The organism is Streptomyces sp. NPDC043680 (assembly GCF_056436685.1).
On sequence record NZ_JBWKCE010000001.1, the window covers coordinates 44,459 to 63,486 of the forward strand.

Sequence of the window (19,028 nt, forward strand, 5' to 3'; positions counted from 1 at the left end):
TGCCGCCGCTGTTGAGACGGGTGAAGGGCACGATCGCGGGACCGGAGGGGAGCAGGACGATGCGATACGGACGGACGCGGGGACACGAGCGGCACGGGGAACACGAGCGGTACGAGGGGTACGCGGCGCAGGGTGGCTCCGAGGGGCCCGGGGGGCACGCTGCCCCGCGCGCCCGGACCCGGGGAGCGCTGGCGGTGGCCGCGCTGGCCGGATGCGGGGCACTGCTGGCGGCCGGATGCTCCCCGGCGGGCACCGCCGGCACCGGGTCCGGCTCGTCTCCGCCCCGGGCGGCGCCCACGCCCTCGACGAGCGGCCCGTCCGGTTCCGCGGAGGTCTTTGCGCCGCCGGCCAAGGGCTCGGTGACGGTGTCGGGTGAGATCGCCAAGGATCTGGAGTCGCCGTGGGGCGTGGCCCCGCTGCCCGACGGGGATCTGCTGGTGGCCTCGCGGGACAGGGGGACGATCAGCCGGGTCGCGGTGGCCACGGGCAAGGTGGTGCCGATCGGCAAGGTGCCGGGGGTGGCCCCGGGCGGCGAGGGAGGGCTGCTGGGGCTGGCCCTGTCCCCCTCGTTCGCCTCGGACCGGATGGTCTACGCGTATTTCACGACGGAGTCCGACAACCGCATCGCCCGGATGCGGTATGACGAGCACAGAGATCCCGGACAGCAACTGGGGGCGCCGGACACGGTGTTGCGCGGCATCCCGAAGGGACTCATCCACAATGGCGGCCGGATCGCCTTCGGCCCGGACAAGATGCTCTATGCGGGGACGGGCGAGACCGGTGAGCAGGCTCTCGCGCAGGACAAGAAGTCGCTGGGCGGCAAGATCCTGCGGATGACGCCGGACGGCCGGCCCGTGCACGGCAATCCGGAGGCCGATTCCGTCGTCTATTCGTACGGGCACCGCAATGTGCAGGGTCTCGCCTGGGACAAGGACAAGCGGCTGTGGGCCGCCGAGTTCGGCCAGCACACCTGGGACGAGCTGAACCTGATCGAGCCCGGAGTGAACTACGGGTGGCCGGAGGCGGAGGGCAAGGCAGGCAAGCCGGGCCTGCGTGATCCGGTCGCGGTGTGGAAGACCGATGAGGCGTCGCCGAGCGGTATCGCCTGGGCGCAGGGATCGGTGTGGATGGCCGGGCTGAAGGGTGCGCGGCTGTGGCGGATCCCGCTGGCGGGTACGGCCCTGGCCGCGGAGCCGGAGGCCTTCCTGGCGGGGAAGTACGGCCGGCTGCGCACGGTGGTGGCGCTCGGCGGGGACAGACTGCTGCTGGTCACGAGCGAGACGGACGGGCGGGGATCGCCGGAGCCCGGCGACGACAGGATCCTGACACTGACGGTGCGGTGACCGGCATGCCCCCGGTGGGGGACGAGAGGTGCGGTGGACGCGGTGTTCAACATGATCGAGGAGCTGTTCAACCCGGGACGCAAGCACACCCACGAGGAGAAGAAGCGCCTGGAGCTGTCCCGGACCGACGTGCATGACGGCGATCCGGGACGGGGGCCGATAGACCTGGACTCCGGCAAGGTGCTCATACGCCCCGCGGAGCCGCCGGACCGGGAGTAGCGGGGACGGCTGCCGGGCCGAACAGGCGCAGCCGGTGGGCGAGGGCGGCCGCCTCGCCGCGGCCGGCGACGCCCAGCTTGGCCAGGATGTTCGAGACGTGCACGCTGGCCGTCTTCGGGGAGATGAAGAGCTCCTCGGCGATCCGCCGGTTGCTGTTGCCGGCGGCGACCAGGCGCAGCACCTCCCGTTCGCGGGAGGTCAGGCCCAGGGACTCCGCCGGGTCGGTGTCCGGTGCGGGCAGGGCCGGGGGTGTCTCGGCCTCGGTGAGCGGGAGCCTGGCGCGCCGGGAGAGCAGGGCCAGGTCCTCGCGGAGCCGGCGTGCGCCGAGCCGGTCGGCGGTGGCGTGGGCCTCGCGGAGCAGGAGGGCCGCGGCCTCCCGCGAGCCGCCGGAGGTGAGCAGAGCCTCGGCGAGCCGGTGGCGGGCGCGCGCCAGCAGGTAGGGGCGCTCCAGGGGGCGGACGGCCTGCTCCACGGCGGTCCAGTCGGCGGCGGTGTCCCGGGCTTCGGCGCGCAGCAGTTCGGCCCGGACGAACTCGGCGTGGGCGGCCCACACCGGGCTCGGGGTGGCCAGGGCCCGGGCGGCGCCGCGCAGCACCTCCAGAGCGGCCTCGCGGCCTTCGTCGGCGGCGGGCAGGCCGAGGGCGTCCGCCTCCGCGGAGGCGGCGGCGAGCAGCAGCGGCCAGGCGTAGCGGTGGTGGCCGAGCGGGAAGCCGTAGGCGACGGCCGCGGCGGTCTCGGCACGGACGTCGGATATCCGGCCCTCCCCCGCGGCCAGGCCGACCGCGAGGCGGTACAGCGGCAGGCGGTGCTGGGGCTGGGTGTCGTGGGTGCCGAAGTGGGCGTGCGCGGCGGCGAGCTGGGCTGCGGCCTCGGTGAGTTCGCCGCGCGCCAGGGCCAGGTACGACAGGCGGGCGGCGGCGGAGCCGCGCGGGGCGGCGCTCTGGCCGACCCGCAGGGTGCGCCGGGCCGCCTCGGCGGCCTCGTCCCAGCGGCCGAGGCTGTACAGGCTCTCCGCCATGTTTCCGCAGATCCATGCCTCGGTGTCCAACAGCCGGGAGGTTTTGACCAGTTCGGCTCCGCGCCGGGCCAGTTCCACCGCTTCCTGTGAGCGGCCCATGCTTTCCAACTGAGAGGTGAGGTTGATATGTGCACGTCCTGCGAGCATGAGGAGCCCGAGTTCGGTGGCGCGTCGGCGCACCGCGTGCAGCTCGGCGAGGCCGCCTTCGGGGTCACCGGCGTCGGTGAGCAGGGAGCCGACCGTGATCCGGGCGTTGAGCTCGATCTCCTCGGCGCCGAGCATGCGGGCGTAGGCGGCCGCGCGTTCGGCGGCGTCGAGGTTGCCGGGGCCGGGGTTGTGCAGCATCCCCCAGCCCGCGGCCCGGACCAGGACCTCGGCGTGCACCTGGGACGGGGGCAGCCCCCGGACCAACTCCTGGGCCTTGGCGAGTTCCTCCCAGCCGTCGCCCCGGCCGAGGGCCGCGACCAGCCGGGAGCGCTCGGTCCAGAACCACGCGGACCGCAGCGGGTCCGCGTCCGCCTCCAGCAGCCGCAACGCCGTCTTGGTGATCTTCAGGGCGCGTTCCCGCTCACCGCCGAACCGGGCGGCGACCGCGGCCTCGGCGAGCAGGTCGAGCCGCTGGAGCGGGGTGGTGGCCGGGTCGCATCCGCACGGCGGGTAGACCTCGGTGTAGTCCACCGGTCGCAGTGCCTCGCGGACCTCTTCGGGCGCGCTCTCCCACAAATCCAGGGCCCGCTCCAGCAGCCGCAGCTGTTCGGAGTAGGCGTGCCGGCGGCGGGCGGCGACCGAGGCGGCGAGCACCGCGGGCAGGGCCTTGGCCGCGTCGTTCGCGTAGTACCAGTAGCTGGCGAGCCGGATGACCCGCTCCTCGGCCCGGATCAGCGAGTCGTCGGCCTCCAGGGCTTGTGCGTAGCGGCGGTTGACCCGGGCCCGTTCGCCGGGCAGCAGGTCGTCGCTCACGGCTTCGCGGACCAGCGAGTGGCGGAAGCGGTAGCCGTCCCCGTCGGGGGTGGCGAGGAGGATGTTGGCGCCGACGGCGGCCCGCAGGGCCTCGATCAGCTCGTCCTCCGTGAGCCCGGCCACGGCACGCAGGAGCGGGTACTCCACCGTGGAGCCGCCCTCGGCGACGATCCGCACCACGCCCTGGGCGGCCTCCGGCAGGACTTCGACACGGACGAGCAGGAGGTCGCGCAGGGACTCGGTGAGCCCGGCGCGGCAGCCGCTCTCCCGGCAGGCGACGAGTTCCTCCACGAAGAAGGCGTTGCCGTCGGAGCGCTCGAAGACGGTGTCCACGAAGGCCTCGTCGGGCTGGGAGGCGAGGATCCCGGCGAGCTGGCGGCGTACCTCGGCGCGGTTGAAGCGCGGCAGTTCGATGCGCTGGACGGTGCGGAGCCGGTCCAGTTCGGCGAGCAGCGGGCGCAGCGGGTGGCGGCGGTGGATGTCGTCGGCGCGGTAGGTGGCGACCACGACGAGCCGGCCGCTGGTGAGGGTGCGGAAGAGGTAGGACAGCAGGTGGCGGGTGGAGGTGTCGGCCCAGTGCAGGTCCTCCAGGACGAGGACGACGGTGCGGTCGACGGCGAGCCGCTCCAGCATCCGGGCCGTCAGCTCGAAGAGTCGGGCGGTGCTCTCCTCGTCGTGCGGCCCGCGGGGGGTGTCGCCGAGTTCGGGCAGGATCCGGGCGAGTTCGCCCTCCTGGCCTGCCGCCGCGGCGGCCAGTTCCTCGGGGAGCCTGCGGTGCAGGGCGCGCAGCGCCGTCGAGAACGGGGCGAAGGGGAGCCCCTCCGCCCCGATCTCCACACAGCCTCCGACGGCCACGACCGCGCCGCGGCGGGCCGCCTCGCAGAGGAACTCCTCGGTGAGGCGGGTCTTGCCGACCCCGGCCTCTCCCCCGATGAGCATCGCCTGTGGCTCCTGGCCGGCGGCGCGCGCCAATGCGTCGACGAGTACGGCCAGTTCGTCGGCTCGGCCGACGAACACCGGGCTGACAGATCTGGTCTCCACGTCGCCGAGCATCGCACAGGAGTCCGGGCCGGCGGCACTCGTTTCTCGTGCGCTTCTCATCACGGGCCGGTCCACGCAGCGGGGCGGCGGCGCGGTTCACGCGGCCCGGGCGAAGCGGCCCCGGGCTCCTCTCACCGGCTTCTCGGGTTCCTGGCTGCGCGAAGACCCGCTGTGCGCCTTGGCCGCCTCCTGGACCTGGCGGTAGGCCTCGGCCTCGCGGATGAGGTCGGCGCGGCGGGCCATGGCGATCTCGTACTCGAACATCCCGTACTCCCTGGTTGCGTGTTCTCGGGCACCTCGTTCGGTGTGATCCAAGATTCGCGTCCCAGGGGGCCGCGGGGCATCGGGAGCATGCCGCATCTGTACGAGCCGGGGGTCCTTAGACCGGGCCCCGCGGGTCCCCGGTACGGACCGGGGAGTCCTGAGCAGGGTCCTAGGCGGCCTTGGGGAGGGGGACGAGGATGTCGAAGTACATGAGGCCGAACAGCAGGATGCCGAGGGCGCCGAGCGCGACGGCGGCCCAGGAGACGGCCCGGACCCAGGTCGGGTGGACGCGGCCGGGGACGGAGAAGGCGGGGCGGCCCAGGACGAAGACGGCGAGGAGCAGCGCGAGCGTCGACAGGACACCGTTGACGAGGGCGGTCATGTGCCAGGCGTCGCCGTACAGGGCCTGGATCTTGGCCTCGGTGGTCGCGGCGTTCACCGACTCGATCTGGCCTATCAGGGTCTGGCGTTCGGCGATGACGCGCGAGACCCAGCTGCCGCTGAGGGCGACCAGCCCGAGCCCGGCGGCGACGACGGCGCCGGCCGCGGAGCCGACCCCGGTGGGCTGCTCCTGCGGGTCGTCCTGCTCGCCGAGGAGCTCGTCGCCGCTGAGGTCTTCGTCGAGCTCCTGCTCGTCGCCGGCCTCGGCGGACGCGGGGGCCGCGGTGTCCTCGGGGGCGTCCTGGAGGACCGGGCGGGCATCGGCGGGCCGGGGAGTGCCCTGTTCGGAGGTGTCCGCGTCGGGAGCGGTCGGGGCGGCGGTCTTGGTGGTGTCCATGCGGGGCACCGTAGGCGGCTTGTCTGAGAGGTTTCTGAGAGGCCGCCGTGCCGGCCGGGCGCGGCCGGCCGCGGGTGGGCCGCCGGCCCGGGGGCGCCCGGTGTCAGGCGGCCGGGGGCCATTCGTGGGCCAGGACCGCCCAGATCTCGGTGTCCTGGCGGACGCCCCGGTAGGGGTAGGCCTGGCGCAGGACGCCCTCACGGGTCATGCCGAGGCGTTCGGCGACGGCGAGGCTCTTCTTGTTGGCGGAGGAGGCGTGCCATTCGACGCGGTGCATCCCGCGGTCGTGGAAGGCCCAGTCGATCAGGACGCGGCAGGCCTTGGTGACCAGGCCCCGGCCGGCGGCGGTCGGCTCCAGCCAGCAGCCGACCTCGCAGTTGCCCGTCCCGGTGTCGAAGGTACGGAAGAGGACGCCGCCGACGAGGGTGCCGTCGACGCGGATGCCGTAGATGCGGCCGCCGTCGGCTGCCGTCTTCTGCGCGTAGGCGGACAGGAAGCTCTGCGCCGAGTCGAGGTCGGTGACGAAGTCCGCGAGGACGATGTGCTCGCCTATGTACTCCCGGCCGCGGTCCATGTGGGTCAGGAACTCCTCGGCGTGCCAGATCTCCAGCGGAAACAGCTGGGCGTCTTCGGCGAGGTCTATCGAGAACATGCGGCTTCTTCCTTGGGTCTCATACGGCGGGTGGCCGCCGGGTCACCGGGATGTCGCGGCGGGCTCGGCGACGTCCTCGCTCGTGGCGGGGTCCGTGCCGGGCCGCTGCGCGGGAAGTGTCGCATGCGGACCGGGTTCCGGGGGCTCGATGCTGATCTTCGGCAGCCTGCGGTCGAGCCAGCGGGGCAGCCACCAGTTCGCGGCGCCGAGCAGGTGCATCAGTGCCGGGACGAGGAGGGTGCGCAGGACGAAGGCGTCGAGGGCCACGGCCGCGGCGAGTGCGATGCCGAACATGGCGATGATCCGGTCGCCGCTGAGGACGAAGGCCAGGAAGACGGAGATCATGATGACCGCGGCCGAGTTGATGACCCGGCTGGTCTCGGCGAGGCCGACGCGGACGGCCCGCCGGTTGTCGCCGGTCTCCAGCCACTCCTCGTACATCCGGCTGACGAGGAAGACCTGGTAGTCCATGGACAGGCCGAAGAGGACCGAGACCATGATCACGGGGAGGAAGGGCTCGATCGGGCCGGCGCTGCCGAGGCCCAGCAGTTCGCTGCCCCAGCCCCACTGGAAGACGGCGACGACGACGCCGAAGGAGGAGGCGACGGCGGCGACGTTCATGGCCGCCGCCTTGAGCGGTATCCCGAGGGACCGGAAGGCCAGCAGCAGGAGCAGACAGCCGAGGGTGATGACCACCCCGACGAAGAGCGGCAGTTTGCCGACGATGACGCCGGCGAAGTCGTCGTAGCCCGCGGTCACGCCGCCGACGTGGACCGCCATGGTGGTGCCGTGTCCGGCGCGCGGGATGACCGTCTGCCGCAGCGTTTCGACGAGCTCGCTGGTGGCCCGGGACTGCGGGGCGGAGTCCGGTACGACGCTCAGGACGGCCGTGTCGCCGCTGCGGTTGAAGACGGCAGGACCGGCGGAGGCCACGCCTTCGGTGGTGCGCAGCGCCTCGGCCAGCTGCGCGACGGCCACCCGGTCGCCCGCGCCGTCGAGGCGGGCGACGACGGTGAGCGGGCCGTTCGCGCCCGGACCGAAGCCTTCGGCGAGCAGGTCGTACGCCTGCCGGGTGGTGGAGCTCGCCGGGTTGTTGCCCTGGTCCGAGGTGCCCAGGTGCAGCGAGAGCGTGGGCAGTGCGAGGACGACCATGGCCGCGGCGGCGAGAAGGCCGAGCGGTTTGGGGTGGCGCTCCACGAAGGCGGACCAGCGGGCGGCGAAGCCGGTGGGCGTCTCGGGCTGCGGGCCCTCGACCGCCAGGGTGCGGCGCTCACGGCGCGAGAGCGCACGCATGCCGATGTACGAGAGCAGGGCGGGCAGCAGCGTGACCGAGGCGGCGACCGTCAGGACCACAGTGAGGGAGGCGGCGATCGCGACCCCGTTGAGGAAGTTCAGCCGCAGCACCAGCATGCCGAGCAGGGCGATGCAGACGGTGGCTCCGGCGAAGACGACCGCCCGGCCGGTGGTGGCGACGGCGCGCTCGGCCGCCTGCGCGACGGGGAGGCCGCTCTTGAGGCCTTTGCGGTGCCGGGTCACGAGGAACAGGGCGTAGTCGATGCCGACACCGAGGCCGATGAGGGTGCCGAGCATCGGGGCGAAGTCGGCGACGGCCATGGCGTGCCCGAGCAGGGTGATGCCGAAATAGGCGGTGCCCACGCTGACCAGGGCGGTCGCGATGGGCAGCAGGCTCGCGGCGAGGGAGCCGAAAGCAAGGAGGAGGACCAGGGCGGCGACGCCCACGCCGATGACCTCGGCGAGGTGAGCGGTGGGCGCCTCGGTGAGGGCGACGGCCGGGCCGCCGAGTTCGACCTGCAGCCCGTCCGCCTCGGTCGTGGGGTTCTTCGCCGCGGCGACGACCGCCTTGGCCTGCGCCTTGGGTACGGAGTCGGCCGGCTGGTCGAAGGTGACCAGGGCGTAGGCGGTCCTGCCGTCGCGGCTGACCCGTGCGGCGCTCTCCGGGCCGGATCCGTAGGGGCCGGCGACCGAGCCGACGCCGGGGAGTGCGGCGATGGCGTCGAGGGCCCGCGTCATGCGCTGTTCCACACCGGGGCTTCGGGCCGACTGGTGCTCGGGGGCCCGCCACACGATGGTGTCGGTGTCCCCGCCCTGGCCGTGGAAGCCCTCGCGCAGCAGGGCGTGCGCCTTGCCGGACTCGGTGCCGGGGACCTCGTAGTGGTTGGAGAAGGCCGCTCCGGCGGTCCCCGCGGCGACGGCGCTCCCGCCGAGCGCGAGCAGCCAGAGCAGGACGGCCACCAGGCGGTGCCGCATGCACCACCGTGCGATTGCTGCCAACGGACGTGCTCCCTGGTGGTTCGGATCTTTACCGGGAGACGCCCGACGCAAAGAACACTAGAACTCGTGAAGGCCCGGCCGGGGACCCGGGGATCGCCCGGGGACGGCCGGAGGTGGTGGTCTACACCCCAAATATCCCAGCGTTTCGTGATCGTTGGTCCCCTTCGTGTGCATCGTCACAGGAAGGGGGGATCCGGGGGGCCTTGCGGGTCAGTCCTCGGCGCGGTAGCCGGGGACGGAGGGCCAGCGGACGGTGAGGACCACCGAGTCTTCCTCCGCGTACCAGGAGTGGTCGACTCCGCGACCCCACACGACGTAGTCCCCCTGCTCGGCGAGGACGACCGTACGGCCCGGGAACTCCAGCCGGAAGCGTCCACTGATCAGGACCTGGAGCGCGGTGCGCTCCTCCCCGGTCACCCACTGGGCCCGCTCCTCGCCCTCCGGGTGGACACCCCACTTGATCTCCACGTCCTTGCTGTGGCGCGGATCGGCGGGGTCCTTGAAGTGACCGAGGAGCCAGCCGCGGTCGGTGGCGGCGTCGGGCGCGGCCTTGCCGGTGTAGAGGGAGTCGTCGTTCACGGGCCGAGGTTAATGCAGTTGCGCGGGCCGCCCGGCGGCTGGTCGGCTGGGGGGCGATGACCATGGATCACGATGAACTGCTGACGGTACGCGCCCGGTACGACCGGGAGATGCGCCGCGAGGCGCTGCCGGACTCGACCCGGGCGCGGGTCGAGCGGGCGGGCGCAGTGGTACGCCAGACGGCACCCGGGGACGGGTGGAACGGCGTGCTCTGGTCCGACCTCGACGAAGGGACGGCGGAGGCGGAGATCGCGGCGCAGGTGGCGCACTTCGCGGAGCGGGGAGTGTCCGGCTTCGAGTGGAAGCTGTACGGCCACGACCGGCCGGCCGACCTCGGGGAGCGGCTGCGCGCGGCGGGGTTCACCCCGGAGCCGGCCGAAACCCTGCTGGTGGGGCGGGCGGACGAGCTCGCCTCGCTGCCGGTGGACCCGCCGGAGGGCATCACCCTGCGGCCGGTGACCGACGAGGCGGGCGTGGATCTGATGATGCAGGTGCACGCCGGGGCCTTCGGGACGGACCGGCCGGGAATCCGACAGCTGATGCTGAGCCTGCTGGAGGACGAGCCGGAGACCATCGCGGCGGTGGTGGCGATGGCCGGGGACACCCCGGTCAGCGCGGCCCGGATGGAGATGCGCCCGGGGTGCTCGTTCGCGGGACTGTGGGGCGGCGGCACCCTCCCGCAGTGGCGGGGCCGGGGCATCTACCGGCTCCTGGTGGCCCACCGGGCCCGGATCGCCGCCGAGCGCGGCATCCCCTACCTCCAGGTGGACGCCTCCGAGGACAGCCGCCCGATCCTGGAGCGGCTGGGCTTCGGGGTCCTGGGCGTGACGGTGCCGTGGGTGTGGACGGCCCCGGCAGGGCGAAAGCCTTCCATCGGCCCGGCCCGCCGGGGCAAGATCAACCCATGGATCGCATCGGACCGCCCCTGACCGGCAATGAGCGCGACACCCTGCGCGCCTACCTCGACTACCACCGGGCCACCCTCGCCTGGAAGTGCGAGGGGCTCGGCGACGAGGACCTGCGGCGCACCTCCATGCCGCCCTCCACCCTCTCGCTGCTGGGGCTGGTGCGGCACATGGCCGAGGTCGAGCGCCACTGGTTCCGCCGCATCCTGAACGGCGAGGACCTCCCCCACCTCTGGTCCGACCACCACGACTTCCAGGCCGCCTACGACGCCACCGGCTCGACCCGCGAGGAGGCGTTCACCGCCTGGGAGGCCGAGGTGGGGCATGCCCGCCGGATCGAGGCGGCCGCCGAATCGCTCGACGTGACGGCGTACGTGCCCAGCTGGCAGGCGGAGGCCTCGCTGCGGCTGGTCATGCTGCATCTGATCCACGAGTACGCACGGCACAACGGCCACGCCGACTTCCTCCGCGAGGGCATCGACGGCACCACGGGAGCCTGAGCACTTCCCCCCGCGAGCATCTCTATAGTTAGGCTAGCCTTACCTAACAACAGGGAGCGCGAGTGAGTCTTGTGAACACCGCAGACGCCGCGGAGGCGGATGCCTTCGAGCTGTACCGGGACGACTGGGGAATCCCCCATCTCAGTGCCGCCGATCCGCTCAGGCTCGCCTACGCGCAGGGCCGCACCACCGCCTTCGACCGCGCCTGGCAGCTGGAGGTCGAGCGCTGCCGCGCCCAGGGGACCAGCGCCGCCTTCCTCGGCCCCGACTGCGTCACCTGGGACCGGTTCGCCCGCCGGAGCCGCCTCGACGACACCGCCCGGCGCTGCCACGCGGCCCTCGCCCCGGACACCGCGGCCTGGGTCGGGGCCTACGTCGACGGGGTCAACGACGGCCTGGCCCGCGGCTGCGCCCGCGACGAGCGCTTCGCGCGCACCGGCCACGCGCCCGCTCCCTGGGAGCCGTGGGTCCCGCTCGGCATCTGGCTCGCCACCCACATCCTCTTCGCCGGCTTCGCCACCAAGCTGTGGCGCGAGCGCGTGGCGCGCGCCCTCGGCGACGAGGCCGTCACCCTCTTCGCCACCGACGGCCCCGGCACCGCAGGCAGCAACGGCTGGCTGGTACCCGGCGAGCGGACCGCCACCGGTGCGGCGATCATCGCGGGCGACCCGCACCGGTTCATCGAGGACCCGGGTGTCTACCAGCAGATACGGCTCGCCTGCCCCGAGTACGACGTCCTGGGCCTCGCCGTCCCCGGCGTGCCCGGCCTCGCCCACTTCGGCCACACCGGCACCGCCGCCTGGGCCATCACCAACGCCATGGCGGACTACCAGGACCTGTACGTGGAGCAGGTGCGCCCGACGGACGCAGGCGGCTACGAGGCCCTGGGCCCTGACGGCACCTGGGAGCCCGTCCACCGCCACACCGAGACCATCACCGTCGCCGGGGCCGACCCGGTCGAGGTGGAGGTCCTGGAGACCGCCCGCGGCCCGGTGATCACCCGCGGGCACCCCGTGCACGCCGCGGACACCGGCGACACCGGGGAGAACGGGGAACAGACCCTCTCCCTGCGCTACCCGCCCCGCGTCCGCGCGGACCTCGGCTTCGCCGCCCTGCCCGCACTCCTGCGCGCCCGCACTGTCGCCGACATCGACCGCGCCCTCGACGGCTGGGCCGAGCCCGTCAACGTCGTCCACGCCGCCGACTCCGAGGGCGGCCTGCTGCACCGCGTCGCGGGCGCCGTCCCGCTGCGGCACCGCACGAACCGCCTGCGCCCGGTGCCGGCGTGGGATCCGCAGTACGCCTGGCAGGGCTGGGCCGAGACCCCCGCCGAGCCGGTGCAGGGCTTCGCCGTCATGGCAAACGCCCGCGGCATCGCCTCCCCGCTCGGGGTGGAGTTCGCGCCCCCGCACCGCGCCGACCGCATCCGCGCGCTGCTCTCCGGCTCGGCCGACTGGTCCCCGAAGGCGATGGCCGACGTACACCGGGACACGTACCTGGCCTCGGCCGCCCCCCTGCTGGACCTGCTGCCCGGGCTCACCGGCCTGTCCCCCGCTGCGGACGCGCTGCGCACCCGACTGCTCGCCTGGGACCGGCACATGGCGCCCGAGAGCACCGACGCCACCGTCTTCTCGGCCTTCCGGGCCAGGACCGTACGCCGCCTCGCCGCCGATCCCGTCTTCGCGGACCTGGCGGGTGCGCCCACCGGCCCCGAGGTCTTCCACCCCTGGCTGTACCTGCTCCCCCGCGTCGGCTACGCCCTGGAGGGGTTGCTGACCACCCCGCTCCTGCCCGGCCTCGACCGGGTCGCCCACGTACGGGCCGCCCTGGAGGAGACGGCTGCGGCGGGCTCCCCCGACACCCCGTGGTCCCAGGTGCACCGCCTCGCGCCCTGGGCGGCGCTCCCGGACCCGGAGGCCGAGTGGCCCGGCCTCGGCGGCGACCACGACTGCGTGAACGCCACCTCCAGCGTCCCGGGTTACACCGACCTCACCGCCCGCGCATCGGCGGCCCGTTACGTATGGGACCTCGCCCGCCGCGAGGACAGCCTCTGGGTGGTCCCGCTCGGCGCGGACGGCGTCACGGGCTCGGCCCACCACCGCGACCAGCTCCCGCTCTGGGCCCGCTGCGCACTCGTCCCCGTCGTCACCGACTGGGCCCGCCTCACCAAGGAATCGACATGAGCCCCGCCCCCGCCTCCACCCGGCAGGCCGTCTTCACCCGCCGCATCCGAGGCTTCGGCACCGTCACCCTCACCCCCCTCGACCCGGCCGCCGACTCCGCGCTCGTCCACCGCTGGGTCGCCGAGGAGCGGGCCCGCTTCTGGGGCATGGGCGGGGCCGACAGGGAGCTGGTCCAGGAGATCTACGAGGACGTCGACCGCCGCACCACGCACCACGCCTTCCTCGTCCGCCGCGACGGCGAACCGGTCGCGCTGTTCCAGACCTACGACTGCGCGGAGGACCGGATCAGCGAGTGCTACGAGGTCCGGCCCGGCGACATCGGCATCCACCTGCTGATCGGTCCCCCGCAGGGCGACCCCGAGCACGGCTTCACCGCGGCCCTGGTCAGCGCCTTCACGGCCTACCTGTTCTCCGCGGCGGGCGCCCGCCGGGTGGTCGGGGAGCCGGACGTGCGCAACGCCAAGGTCCTCGCCTTCCTGCAACGCTCCGGCTTCGACCTCGGCCCCGAGGTCGAACTGCCCGAGATCGACCTGCCCGAGGTCCACCTCCCGGCGAAGAAGGCCCGCCTCGTCTTCCTCCACGCTCCGCAGGAGGACGGGGAGCCGGCGGCCCTGGCGACCGGAGCGTCCTCCCCACGGCAAACCGACCATTCCGATTGACCCTGTGATTCCGGCCACGCCAGACTGATGGCCACTCAAGGCATCGGCGCTGGGGGGAAATTGACCAGCCAGAATCTGTACATCGGGCCGGATGCGGCAGCAGACCGGTACCGGCTGCTCCGGGCGATCGGGCGCGGCGGGGAGGCCGTGCTCTATCTCGCGGAGATCGAGCTCGCGGGCGGCAGCGAACCGGTGGTCGTCAAGGTGCTGGACTCCAAGACGACCATCACGCCCGAGGAGTTCGACCGGATCAGCCGCAAGTGGAACGAGCAGGCCGAGCTCCTGCGCTTCGTCCACCGCCCGGGCGTCGTCGGCGTGCGGGAGCACTTCGAGGGGCCGCCCATCCACCGGCCCGGGGAGTCCGGAACGCTGACCGGGCGGGCGCTCGTCCTCGTGATGAACCACGTCGACGGGCTCGACCTGCGCGACTGGCGGGCCGAGCGGAGCCTCGCCACCGCCGCCGAGCGGCGCGAGGTGATGCGGACGCTGGAGCAGCTGGCCGACGTCCTGGACTGGCTGCACTCCGGGAAGGCCACCCCCTCCGGGCGCCAGGTCATCCACGGCGACCTGTCCCCCGGCAATGTGATGGTCGACGCCCACGGGCAGGCCACCCTCGTGGACTTCGGGCTCAGCAAGCTGACCGCCGACCACCAGACGGCCGAGGTCTGGTTCACCCCGGGATACGCGGCTCCCGAGGTCTTCGACGGCAAGCGGACTCCGGCCGCCGACCGGTACGCCTTCGGGGCCATCGCGTACTTCCTGCTGAGCGGGGAGTCCCCGCCCAGTTCGCCCGAGCAGCTGGCCCGAGCGATGGCCGCGCTGCCGCAGATCGCCGTACTGGACGCCGAGCAGCGGGCCCGGATCACCGCCGTCTACGCGGGCGACCCGACGCAGCGGCCCGTGAGCCTGGCCGCCTGGATGAAGGACGTACGGCACGCGGTGGTGTCCACCACCTCCTCCGCCTCGCAGCGGGCCGTGCGGGACGCGGCTCCCGATCCGGCTGCGGCTGCGGCTCCCGCACCGGCGAGGCCGGTGGTGCCTCCGCAGCCTGCGGGCCCGCCGCCGGTCCACACACCGGCCCCGCCCGCCCCGGCGCCGCAGCAGGCGCAGCAGGCGCAGCAGGCGCAGCAGGCGCAGCAGGCGCAACAGGCGCAGCAGGCGCACGTACCTGCCGGATACGGGCCGACGTACCCGCTGCACGAGTCCCCACCCCCGGGGCCGGTCCGGTCGAAGAAGCGGCGGACCGGGCTGGTCCTGGGTTCGGTGGCCGCCGTACTGGTCGTCGCGGCCCTCGCGGTGCTCGGCGTACGGCTGCTGGACAAGGACAAGGGCGGCGCCGACCAGGCGGCGTCGGGGAACAAGGGCGGCAACTCCGCCTCCGAGGCGGCCGCAGCGGAGGCCGAGTCCCCGACCCCGAGCCCCTCGGAGAGCGAGAGCCCGCAGGCCGCGAGCCCCGACCCCACGGCGAGCGGTACCCGGCCGGGCGGCGTCGCGCCGGACATCAAGGCCGCGGACCTGACCCAGTTGACGCCCATCGCGGGGCTGGGCAACTTCACCGTCGGGGCGGCGAAGATCAACACCAAGCAGTACGGGGCGGCCTTCGTCGCGCAGCCCGACTGCAACGACGAGGCGATCACGGAGTTCGACCTCAACCGCGAGTGGAAGCACCTGGAGTTCACCGCCGGGATCGACGACGGCTCCACCCACGAGAAGGGACGGGTCAGCATCTCGCTCGACGGGAAGCCCGCGGCCTTCTCCGAGCTCGTCGAGCTCGGCAAGCCGGCCACGCAGTCGGTGGACGTGACGGGAGCCCTGCGGCTGCGCGTCAAGGTGGACATGGGCTGCGACAACGGCACCGTCGTCATCGCCGCCCCCCAGCTGACCCGCTGACCCGAGCCGCACCATCCCGCGCCGGCAGTGCCCCACCGGGCAGGCCCCGGGCAGGACCGGGCCGGACGCACGGCGGCCCCGCACCGGAATCCGGTGCGGGGCCGCCGTGGTACGGACGGAGCGACTACGCGGAGACGCCGAGGCGCTCCAGGATGAGCTCCTTGACACGGGCCGCATCGGCCTGGCCGCGGGTGGTCTTCATGACCGCGCCGACCAGGGCGCCGACGGCGGCGACCTTGCCGCCGCGGATCTTGTCGGCGATCGCGCCGTTGGCCGCGATGGCCTCGTCCACGGCCGCGCCGAGCGCGCCCTCGTCCGAGACGACCTTCAGGCCGCGCTTCTCGACGACCTCGTCCGGGGTGCCCTCGCCGGCGAGGACGCCCTCGATGACCTGGCGCGCCAGCTTGTCGTTCAGGTCGCCCGCCGCGACCAGCGCCGCGACGCGCGCGACCTGGGCCGGGGTGATCGGCAGCTCGTCGACCGAGACGCCCTGCTCGTTGGCGTTGCGGGCGAGCTCGCCCATCCACCACTTGCGTGCGGCGGCCGAGTCGGCACCCGCCTCGATCGTGGCGACGATGGAGTCCACGGCGCCCGCGTTGAGGATCGACTGCATGTCGTGCTCGGAGACGCCCCACTCCTCGCGGAGCCGGTTGCGGCGCACGCGCGGCATCTCGGGCAGTCCGGCGCGCAGTTCCTCGACCCACGCACGGGCCGGGGCGACGGGCACCAGGTCGGGCTCCGGGAAGTACCGGTAGTCCTCGGCGTTGTCCTTGATGCGGCCGGCCGTGGTGGAGCCGTCCTCCTCGTGGAAGTGCCGGGTCTCCTGAACGATGGTGCCGCCACCGCTGAGGACGGCCGCGTGGCGCTGGATCTCGAAGCGCGCCGCGCGCTCCACGGAACGCAGCGAGTTGACGTTCTTCGTCTCCGAGCGGGTGCCGAAGGGGGCGTCGGGGCTGGGGCGCAGCGACAGGTTGACGTCGCAGCGCATCTGGCCCTTGTCCATCCGGGCCTCGGAGACGCCGAGCGCCTTGATGACCTCGCGCAGCTCGGCGACGTACGCCTTGGCGACCTCGGGGGCCCGTACGCCCGCGCCCTCGATCGGCTTGGTGACGATCTCGATGAGCGGGATGCCGGCGCGGTTGTAGTCCAGCAGGGAGTGAGACGCGCCGTGGATACGGCCGGTGGCGCCGCCGACGTGCAGCGACTTGCCGGTGTCCTCCTCCATGTGGGCGCGCTCGATCTCCACGCGGAAGACCTCGCCGTCCTCCAGCTGTACGTCGAGGTAGCCGTTGAAGGCGATGGGCTCGTCGTACTGGGAGGTCTGGAAGTTCTTCGGCATGTCCGGATAGAAGTAGTTCTTCCGGGCGAAACGGCACCATTCGGCGATCTCGCAGTTCAGCGCGAGGCCGATCTTGACGGCCGACTCGACACCGATCGCGTTGACGACCGGCAGGGAGCCGGGCAGGCCGAGGCAGGTGGGGCAGGTCTGCGAGTTGGGCTCGGCGCCCAGCTCGGTGGAACAGCCGCAGAACATCTTGGTCTTGGTGCCGAGCTCGACATGGACCTCCAGGCCCATGACGGGGTCGTACGACGCGAGGGCGTCCTCGTACGACAGCAGTTCGGTGACGGTCACAGTGAAACTTCCCTCTCAGCCCAGCAGGACGTCGTCGTCGCCGAGGCGCTTCAGCTCGCGGTACAGGATCGCGAGGCCGGTGACGATGGCGGCGGCGGACACAACGGCGTCGACCAGCTTCAGCGTGTCGTTCTCGGTGCGGGCCTTGCGGGCCTGCTTGATCACGCTGATGGCACCGAAGGCGGTGGTGCCGATCGACAGGTACGTACCGGACTTGGACTTCTTGAAGCCCTTGGCCTTGGACAGCGCACTCGAACTCACAGCGACGGAGCCTCCTCAAGCAGCGGGTGACCCCAGCGCGCGGTGAAGGCGGCCTCGACGGCGGCACCGACCTTGTACAGCCGGTCGTCCTTCATCGCCGGGGCGATGATCTGCAGTCCGACCGGCAGGCCGTCTTCCGGCGCCAGGCCGCACGGCAGCGACATGGCGGCGTTGCCGGCCAGGTTGGTCGGGATGGTGCACAGGTCGGCGAGGTACATCGCCAGCGGGTCGTCGGTGCGCTCGCCGATGGGGAAGGCGGTGGTCGGGGTCGTCGGGGAGACGATCACGTCGACCTGCTCGAAGGACTTCTCGAAGTCCTTGCTGATGAGCGTGCGGACCTTCTGGGCCGAGCCGTAGTACGCGTCGTAGTAGCCGGAGCTCAGCGCGTAGGTACCGAGGATGATGCGGCGCTTGACCTCGTCGCCGAAGCCGGCCTCGCGGGTGAGCGCGGTGACGTCCTCGGCGGACTTGGTGCCGTCGTCGCCGACGCGCAGGCCGTAGCGCATGGCGTCGAAGCGGGCCAGGTTGGAGGAGCACTCGGACGGCGCGATCAGGTAGTACGCGGCCATCGCGAGGTCGAAGGACGGGCAGTCCAGCTCGACGATCTCGGCGCCCAGCTCCTTGAGGAGCTCGACGGACTCGTTGAAGCGCTGGACGACGCCGGCCTGGTAGCCCTCGCCGGCGAACTGCTTGACGACGCCGACGCGCATGCCGGCGACGGAGCCGTTGCGGGCCGCCTCGACGACCGGCGGGACCGGGGCGTCGATGGAGGTGGAGTCCAGCGGGTCGTGGCCGGCGATGACCTCGTGCAGGAGGGCCGCGTCCAGGACCGTACGGGCGCACGGGCCGCCCTGGTCGAGGGAGGAGGAGAAGGCCACCATGCCGTAGCGGGAGACGCCGCCGTACGTGGGCTTGACGCCGACGGTGCCGGTGACGGCGGCGGGCTGGCGGATGGAGCCGCCGGTGTCCGTGCCGATGGCGAGGGGGGCCTGGAAGGCGGCGAGGGCGGCCGCGGAGCCGCCGCCGGAGCCGCCGGGGATGCGGGTGAGGTCCCAGGGGTTGCCGGTGGGGCCGTAGGCGCTGTTCTCGGTGGAGGACCCCATGGCGAACTCGTCCATGTTGGTCTTGCCGAGGATGACGACGTCGGCTTCCTTGAGCTTGCGCGTCAGGGTGGCGTCGTACGGCGGGATCCAGCCTTCGAGGATCTTCGAACCGACGGTGGTCGGGACCCCGACGGTGGTGAAGATGTCCTTGAGGGCGAGCGGGACGCCGGCCAGCGGGCCGAGCTTCTCGCCGCGCTCGCGCTTGGCGTCGACGGCGCGGGCCTGGGCGAGGGCGCCCTCCCGGTCGACGTGGAGGAAGGCGTGGACCTTCTCGTCGGTCGCGTCGATGCGGGCGAGGTGGGCCTCGGTGACCTGGACGGCCGTGAGCTCGCCGGAGGCGATCTTTTCGGCGGTCTCGGCTGCGGTGAGCTTGATGATGTCGGTCATGGCTTCTTAGTCCTCCCCCAGGATCTGCGGCACCTTGAAACGCTGCTGCTCCTGGGCGGGAGCGCCGGAAAGCGCCTGCTCGGGGGTGAGCGACGGTCGGACCTCGTCCGCGCGCATGACGTTCGTCAGGGGCAGCGGGTGGGAGGTCGGCGGGACGTCTTGGTCGGCGACCTCGGATACGCGGGCGACCGCGCCGATGATGTCGTCGAGCTGTCCGGCGAAGTGTTCCAGCTCTTCGGCCTTGAGCTCCAGACGTGCCAGCCGAGCGAGGTGGGCGACCTCCTCGCGCGTGATGCCAGGCATGCAGCGATCCTCTGGGGGTGGTGAGTGTGTAGTTTCGTGCCCAATCCTATGGGGCCGG

General features: G+C 72.9%; 17 protein-coding genes. 7 read left to right on the forward strand and 10 right to left on the reverse strand.

Features of this window, described 5'->3' with window-relative positions:
• Nucleotides 1-59: 59 nt before the first annotated feature.
• Together AC0666_RS00185 and AC0666_RS00190 are read left to right on the forward strand one after the other, a co-directional pair.
• Nucleotides 60-1,343 carry a PQQ-dependent sugar dehydrogenase gene (locus AC0666_RS00185; RefSeq protein ID WP_478706833.1) on the forward strand — a complete coding sequence of 428 codons (1,284 nt, stop codon included), beginning with the start codon at nucleotides 60-62 and terminating at the stop codon, nucleotides 1,341-1,343.
• A gap of 33 nt (nucleotides 1,344-1,376) precedes the next feature.
• The gene (locus AC0666_RS00190) at nucleotides 1,377-1,562 is read left to right on the forward strand and encodes a DUF6191 domain-containing protein (protein WP_468581279.1); all 186 of its coding nucleotides are present in this window, start codon (nucleotides 1,377-1,379) and stop codon (nucleotides 1,560-1,562) included.
• Here AC0666_RS00190 and AC0666_RS00195 read toward each other — a convergent pair.
• From AC0666_RS00195 to AC0666_RS00220, 6 genes are all read right to left on the reverse strand, one after another.
• Nucleotides 1,528-4,593 (reverse strand): helix-turn-helix transcriptional regulator, encoded by a 3,066-nt coding sequence (locus tag AC0666_RS00195; protein WP_468963529.1) that lies wholly within the window; start codon nucleotides 4,591-4,593, stop codon nucleotides 1,528-1,530. The two genes, AC0666_RS00190 and AC0666_RS00195, sit on opposite strands and share 35 nt — an antisense overlap.
• An 84-nt stretch (nucleotides 4,594-4,677) precedes the next feature.
• Nucleotides 4,678-4,845 (reverse strand): hypothetical protein, encoded by a 168-nt coding sequence (locus AC0666_RS00200; RefSeq protein ID WP_468963392.1) that lies wholly within the window; start codon nucleotides 4,843-4,845, stop codon nucleotides 4,678-4,680.
• 169 nt (nucleotides 4,846-5,014) lie between these two features.
• The gene (locus AC0666_RS00205) at nucleotides 5,015-5,623 is read right to left on the reverse strand and encodes a hypothetical protein (protein ID WP_478706834.1); all 609 of its coding nucleotides are present in this window, start codon (nucleotides 5,621-5,623) and stop codon (nucleotides 5,015-5,017) included.
• 103 nt (nucleotides 5,624-5,726) lie between these two features.
• Complete coding sequence (locus tag AC0666_RS00210) at nucleotides 5,727-6,275, reverse strand: GNAT family N-acetyltransferase (RefSeq protein ID WP_468581282.1); 549 nt, start codon at nucleotides 6,273-6,275, stop codon at nucleotides 5,727-5,729.
• Nucleotides 6,276-6,317: 42 nt separating this feature from the next.
• The gene (locus AC0666_RS00215; protein ID WP_478706835.1) at nucleotides 6,318-8,567 is read right to left on the reverse strand and encodes an MMPL family transporter; all 2,250 of its coding nucleotides are present in this window, start codon (nucleotides 8,565-8,567) and stop codon (nucleotides 6,318-6,320) included.
• A 210-nt stretch (nucleotides 8,568-8,777) separates the two neighbouring features.
• Complete coding sequence (locus AC0666_RS00220; protein ID WP_478706836.1) at nucleotides 8,778-9,146, reverse strand: cupin domain-containing protein; 369 nt, start codon at nucleotides 9,144-9,146, stop codon at nucleotides 8,778-8,780.
• Nucleotides 9,147-9,208: 62 nt separating this feature from the next.
• On the opposite strand from AC0666_RS00220, the gene AC0666_RS00225 reads away from it, so the two are divergent.
• The 5 genes from AC0666_RS00225 (at nucleotide 9,209) to AC0666_RS00245 (ending at nucleotide 15,283) form a co-directional block, all read left to right on the forward strand.
• On the forward strand, nucleotides 9,209-10,075 hold the full coding sequence (locus AC0666_RS00225) for a GNAT family N-acetyltransferase (RefSeq protein WP_478706837.1): 867 nt from the start codon (nucleotides 9,209-9,211) through the stop codon (nucleotides 10,073-10,075).
• Entirely contained in the window at nucleotides 10,051-10,551 is a 501-nt protein-coding gene (locus tag AC0666_RS00230; RefSeq protein WP_468581287.1) for a DinB family protein, read from the forward strand. Before AC0666_RS00225 ends, AC0666_RS00230 begins: the two co-directional genes overlap by 25 nt.
• A 62-nt stretch (nucleotides 10,552-10,613) precedes the next feature.
• On the forward strand, nucleotides 10,614-12,734 hold the full coding sequence (locus AC0666_RS00235; RefSeq protein ID WP_478706838.1) for a penicillin acylase family protein: 2,121 nt from the start codon (nucleotides 10,614-10,616) through the stop codon (nucleotides 12,732-12,734).
• Nucleotides 12,731-13,393 carry a GNAT family N-acetyltransferase gene (locus AC0666_RS00240; RefSeq protein ID WP_478706839.1) on the forward strand — a complete coding sequence of 221 codons (663 nt, stop codon included), beginning with the start codon at nucleotides 12,731-12,733 and terminating at the stop codon, nucleotides 13,391-13,393. The genes AC0666_RS00235 and AC0666_RS00240 overlap by 4 nt, the downstream gene beginning before the upstream one ends.
• Nucleotides 13,394-13,453: 60 nt before the next feature.
• Nucleotides 13,454-15,283, forward strand: a complete 1,830-nt coding sequence (locus AC0666_RS00245) for a protein kinase domain-containing protein (RefSeq protein WP_478706840.1) — start codon at nucleotides 13,454-13,456, stop codon at nucleotides 15,281-15,283.
• 124 nt (nucleotides 15,284-15,407) lie between these two features.
• Here AC0666_RS00245 and gatB read toward each other — a convergent pair whose 3' ends face one another.
• Genes gatB through gatC form a run of 4 tightly spaced genes read right to left on the reverse strand, consistent with a single transcriptional unit; the run spans nucleotide 15,408 to nucleotide 18,970 of the window.
• Complete coding sequence (gene gatB, locus AC0666_RS00250) at nucleotides 15,408-16,916, reverse strand: Asp-tRNA(Asn)/Glu-tRNA(Gln) amidotransferase subunit GatB (protein ID WP_468581293.1); 1,509 nt, start codon at nucleotides 16,914-16,916, stop codon at nucleotides 15,408-15,410.
• Between the two features lie 15 nt (nucleotides 16,917-16,931).
• Nucleotides 16,932-17,177 (reverse strand): hypothetical protein, encoded by a 246-nt coding sequence (locus AC0666_RS00255; RefSeq protein ID WP_030295076.1) that lies wholly within the window; start codon nucleotides 17,175-17,177, stop codon nucleotides 16,932-16,934.
• A complete protein-coding gene (gene gatA / locus AC0666_RS00260) occupies nucleotides 17,174-18,667 on the reverse strand; it encodes an Asp-tRNA(Asn)/Glu-tRNA(Gln) amidotransferase subunit GatA (protein ID WP_361717533.1) in 1,494 nt (497 codons plus the stop codon). The genes AC0666_RS00255 and gatA overlap by 4 nt, the downstream gene beginning before the upstream one ends.
• 6 nt (nucleotides 18,668-18,673) lie before the next feature.
• The gene (gene gatC, locus AC0666_RS00265) at nucleotides 18,674-18,970 is read right to left on the reverse strand and encodes an Asp-tRNA(Asn)/Glu-tRNA(Gln) amidotransferase subunit GatC (RefSeq protein ID WP_165335824.1); all 297 of its coding nucleotides are present in this window, start codon (nucleotides 18,968-18,970) and stop codon (nucleotides 18,674-18,676) included.
• Between the last annotated feature and the right edge of the window lie 58 nt (nucleotides 18,971-19,028).

Excerpts from the sequence above, each read along its gene's own strand:
- AC0666_RS00205 (WP_478706834.1), bottom strand. The coding sequence starts at position 5,623 with ATGGACACCACCAAGACCGCCGCCCCGACCGCTCCCGACGCGGACACC.
- AC0666_RS00200 (WP_468963392.1), bottom strand. The coding sequence starts at position 4,845 with ATGTTCGAGTACGAGATCGCCATGGCCCGCCGCGCCGACCTCATCCGC.
- gatC (WP_165335824.1), bottom strand. The coding sequence starts at position 18,970 with ATGCCTGGCATCACGCGCGAGGAGGTCGCCCACCTCGCTCGGCTGGCA.
- AC0666_RS00195 (WP_468963529.1), bottom strand. The coding sequence starts at position 4,593 with ATGCTCGGCGACGTGGAGACCAGATCTGTCAGCCCGGTGTTCGTCGGC.
- gatA (WP_361717533.1), bottom strand. The coding sequence starts at position 18,667 with ATGACCGACATCATCAAGCTCACCGCAGCCGAGACCGCCGAAAAGATC.
- AC0666_RS00225 (WP_478706837.1), top strand. The coding sequence starts at position 9,209 with ATGGATCACGATGAACTGCTGACGGTACGCGCCCGGTACGACCGGGAG.
- AC0666_RS00230 (WP_468581287.1), top strand. The coding sequence starts at position 10,051 with ATGGATCGCATCGGACCGCCCCTGACCGGCAATGAGCGCGACACCCTG.
- AC0666_RS00210 (WP_468581282.1), bottom strand. The coding sequence starts at position 6,275 with ATGTTCTCGATAGACCTCGCCGAAGACGCCCAGCTGTTTCCGCTGGAG.
- AC0666_RS00185 (WP_478706833.1), top strand. The coding sequence starts at position 60 with ATGCGATACGGACGGACGCGGGGACACGAGCGGCACGGGGAACACGAG.
- AC0666_RS00240 (WP_478706839.1), top strand. The coding sequence starts at position 12,731 with ATGAGCCCCGCCCCCGCCTCCACCCGGCAGGCCGTCTTCACCCGCCGC.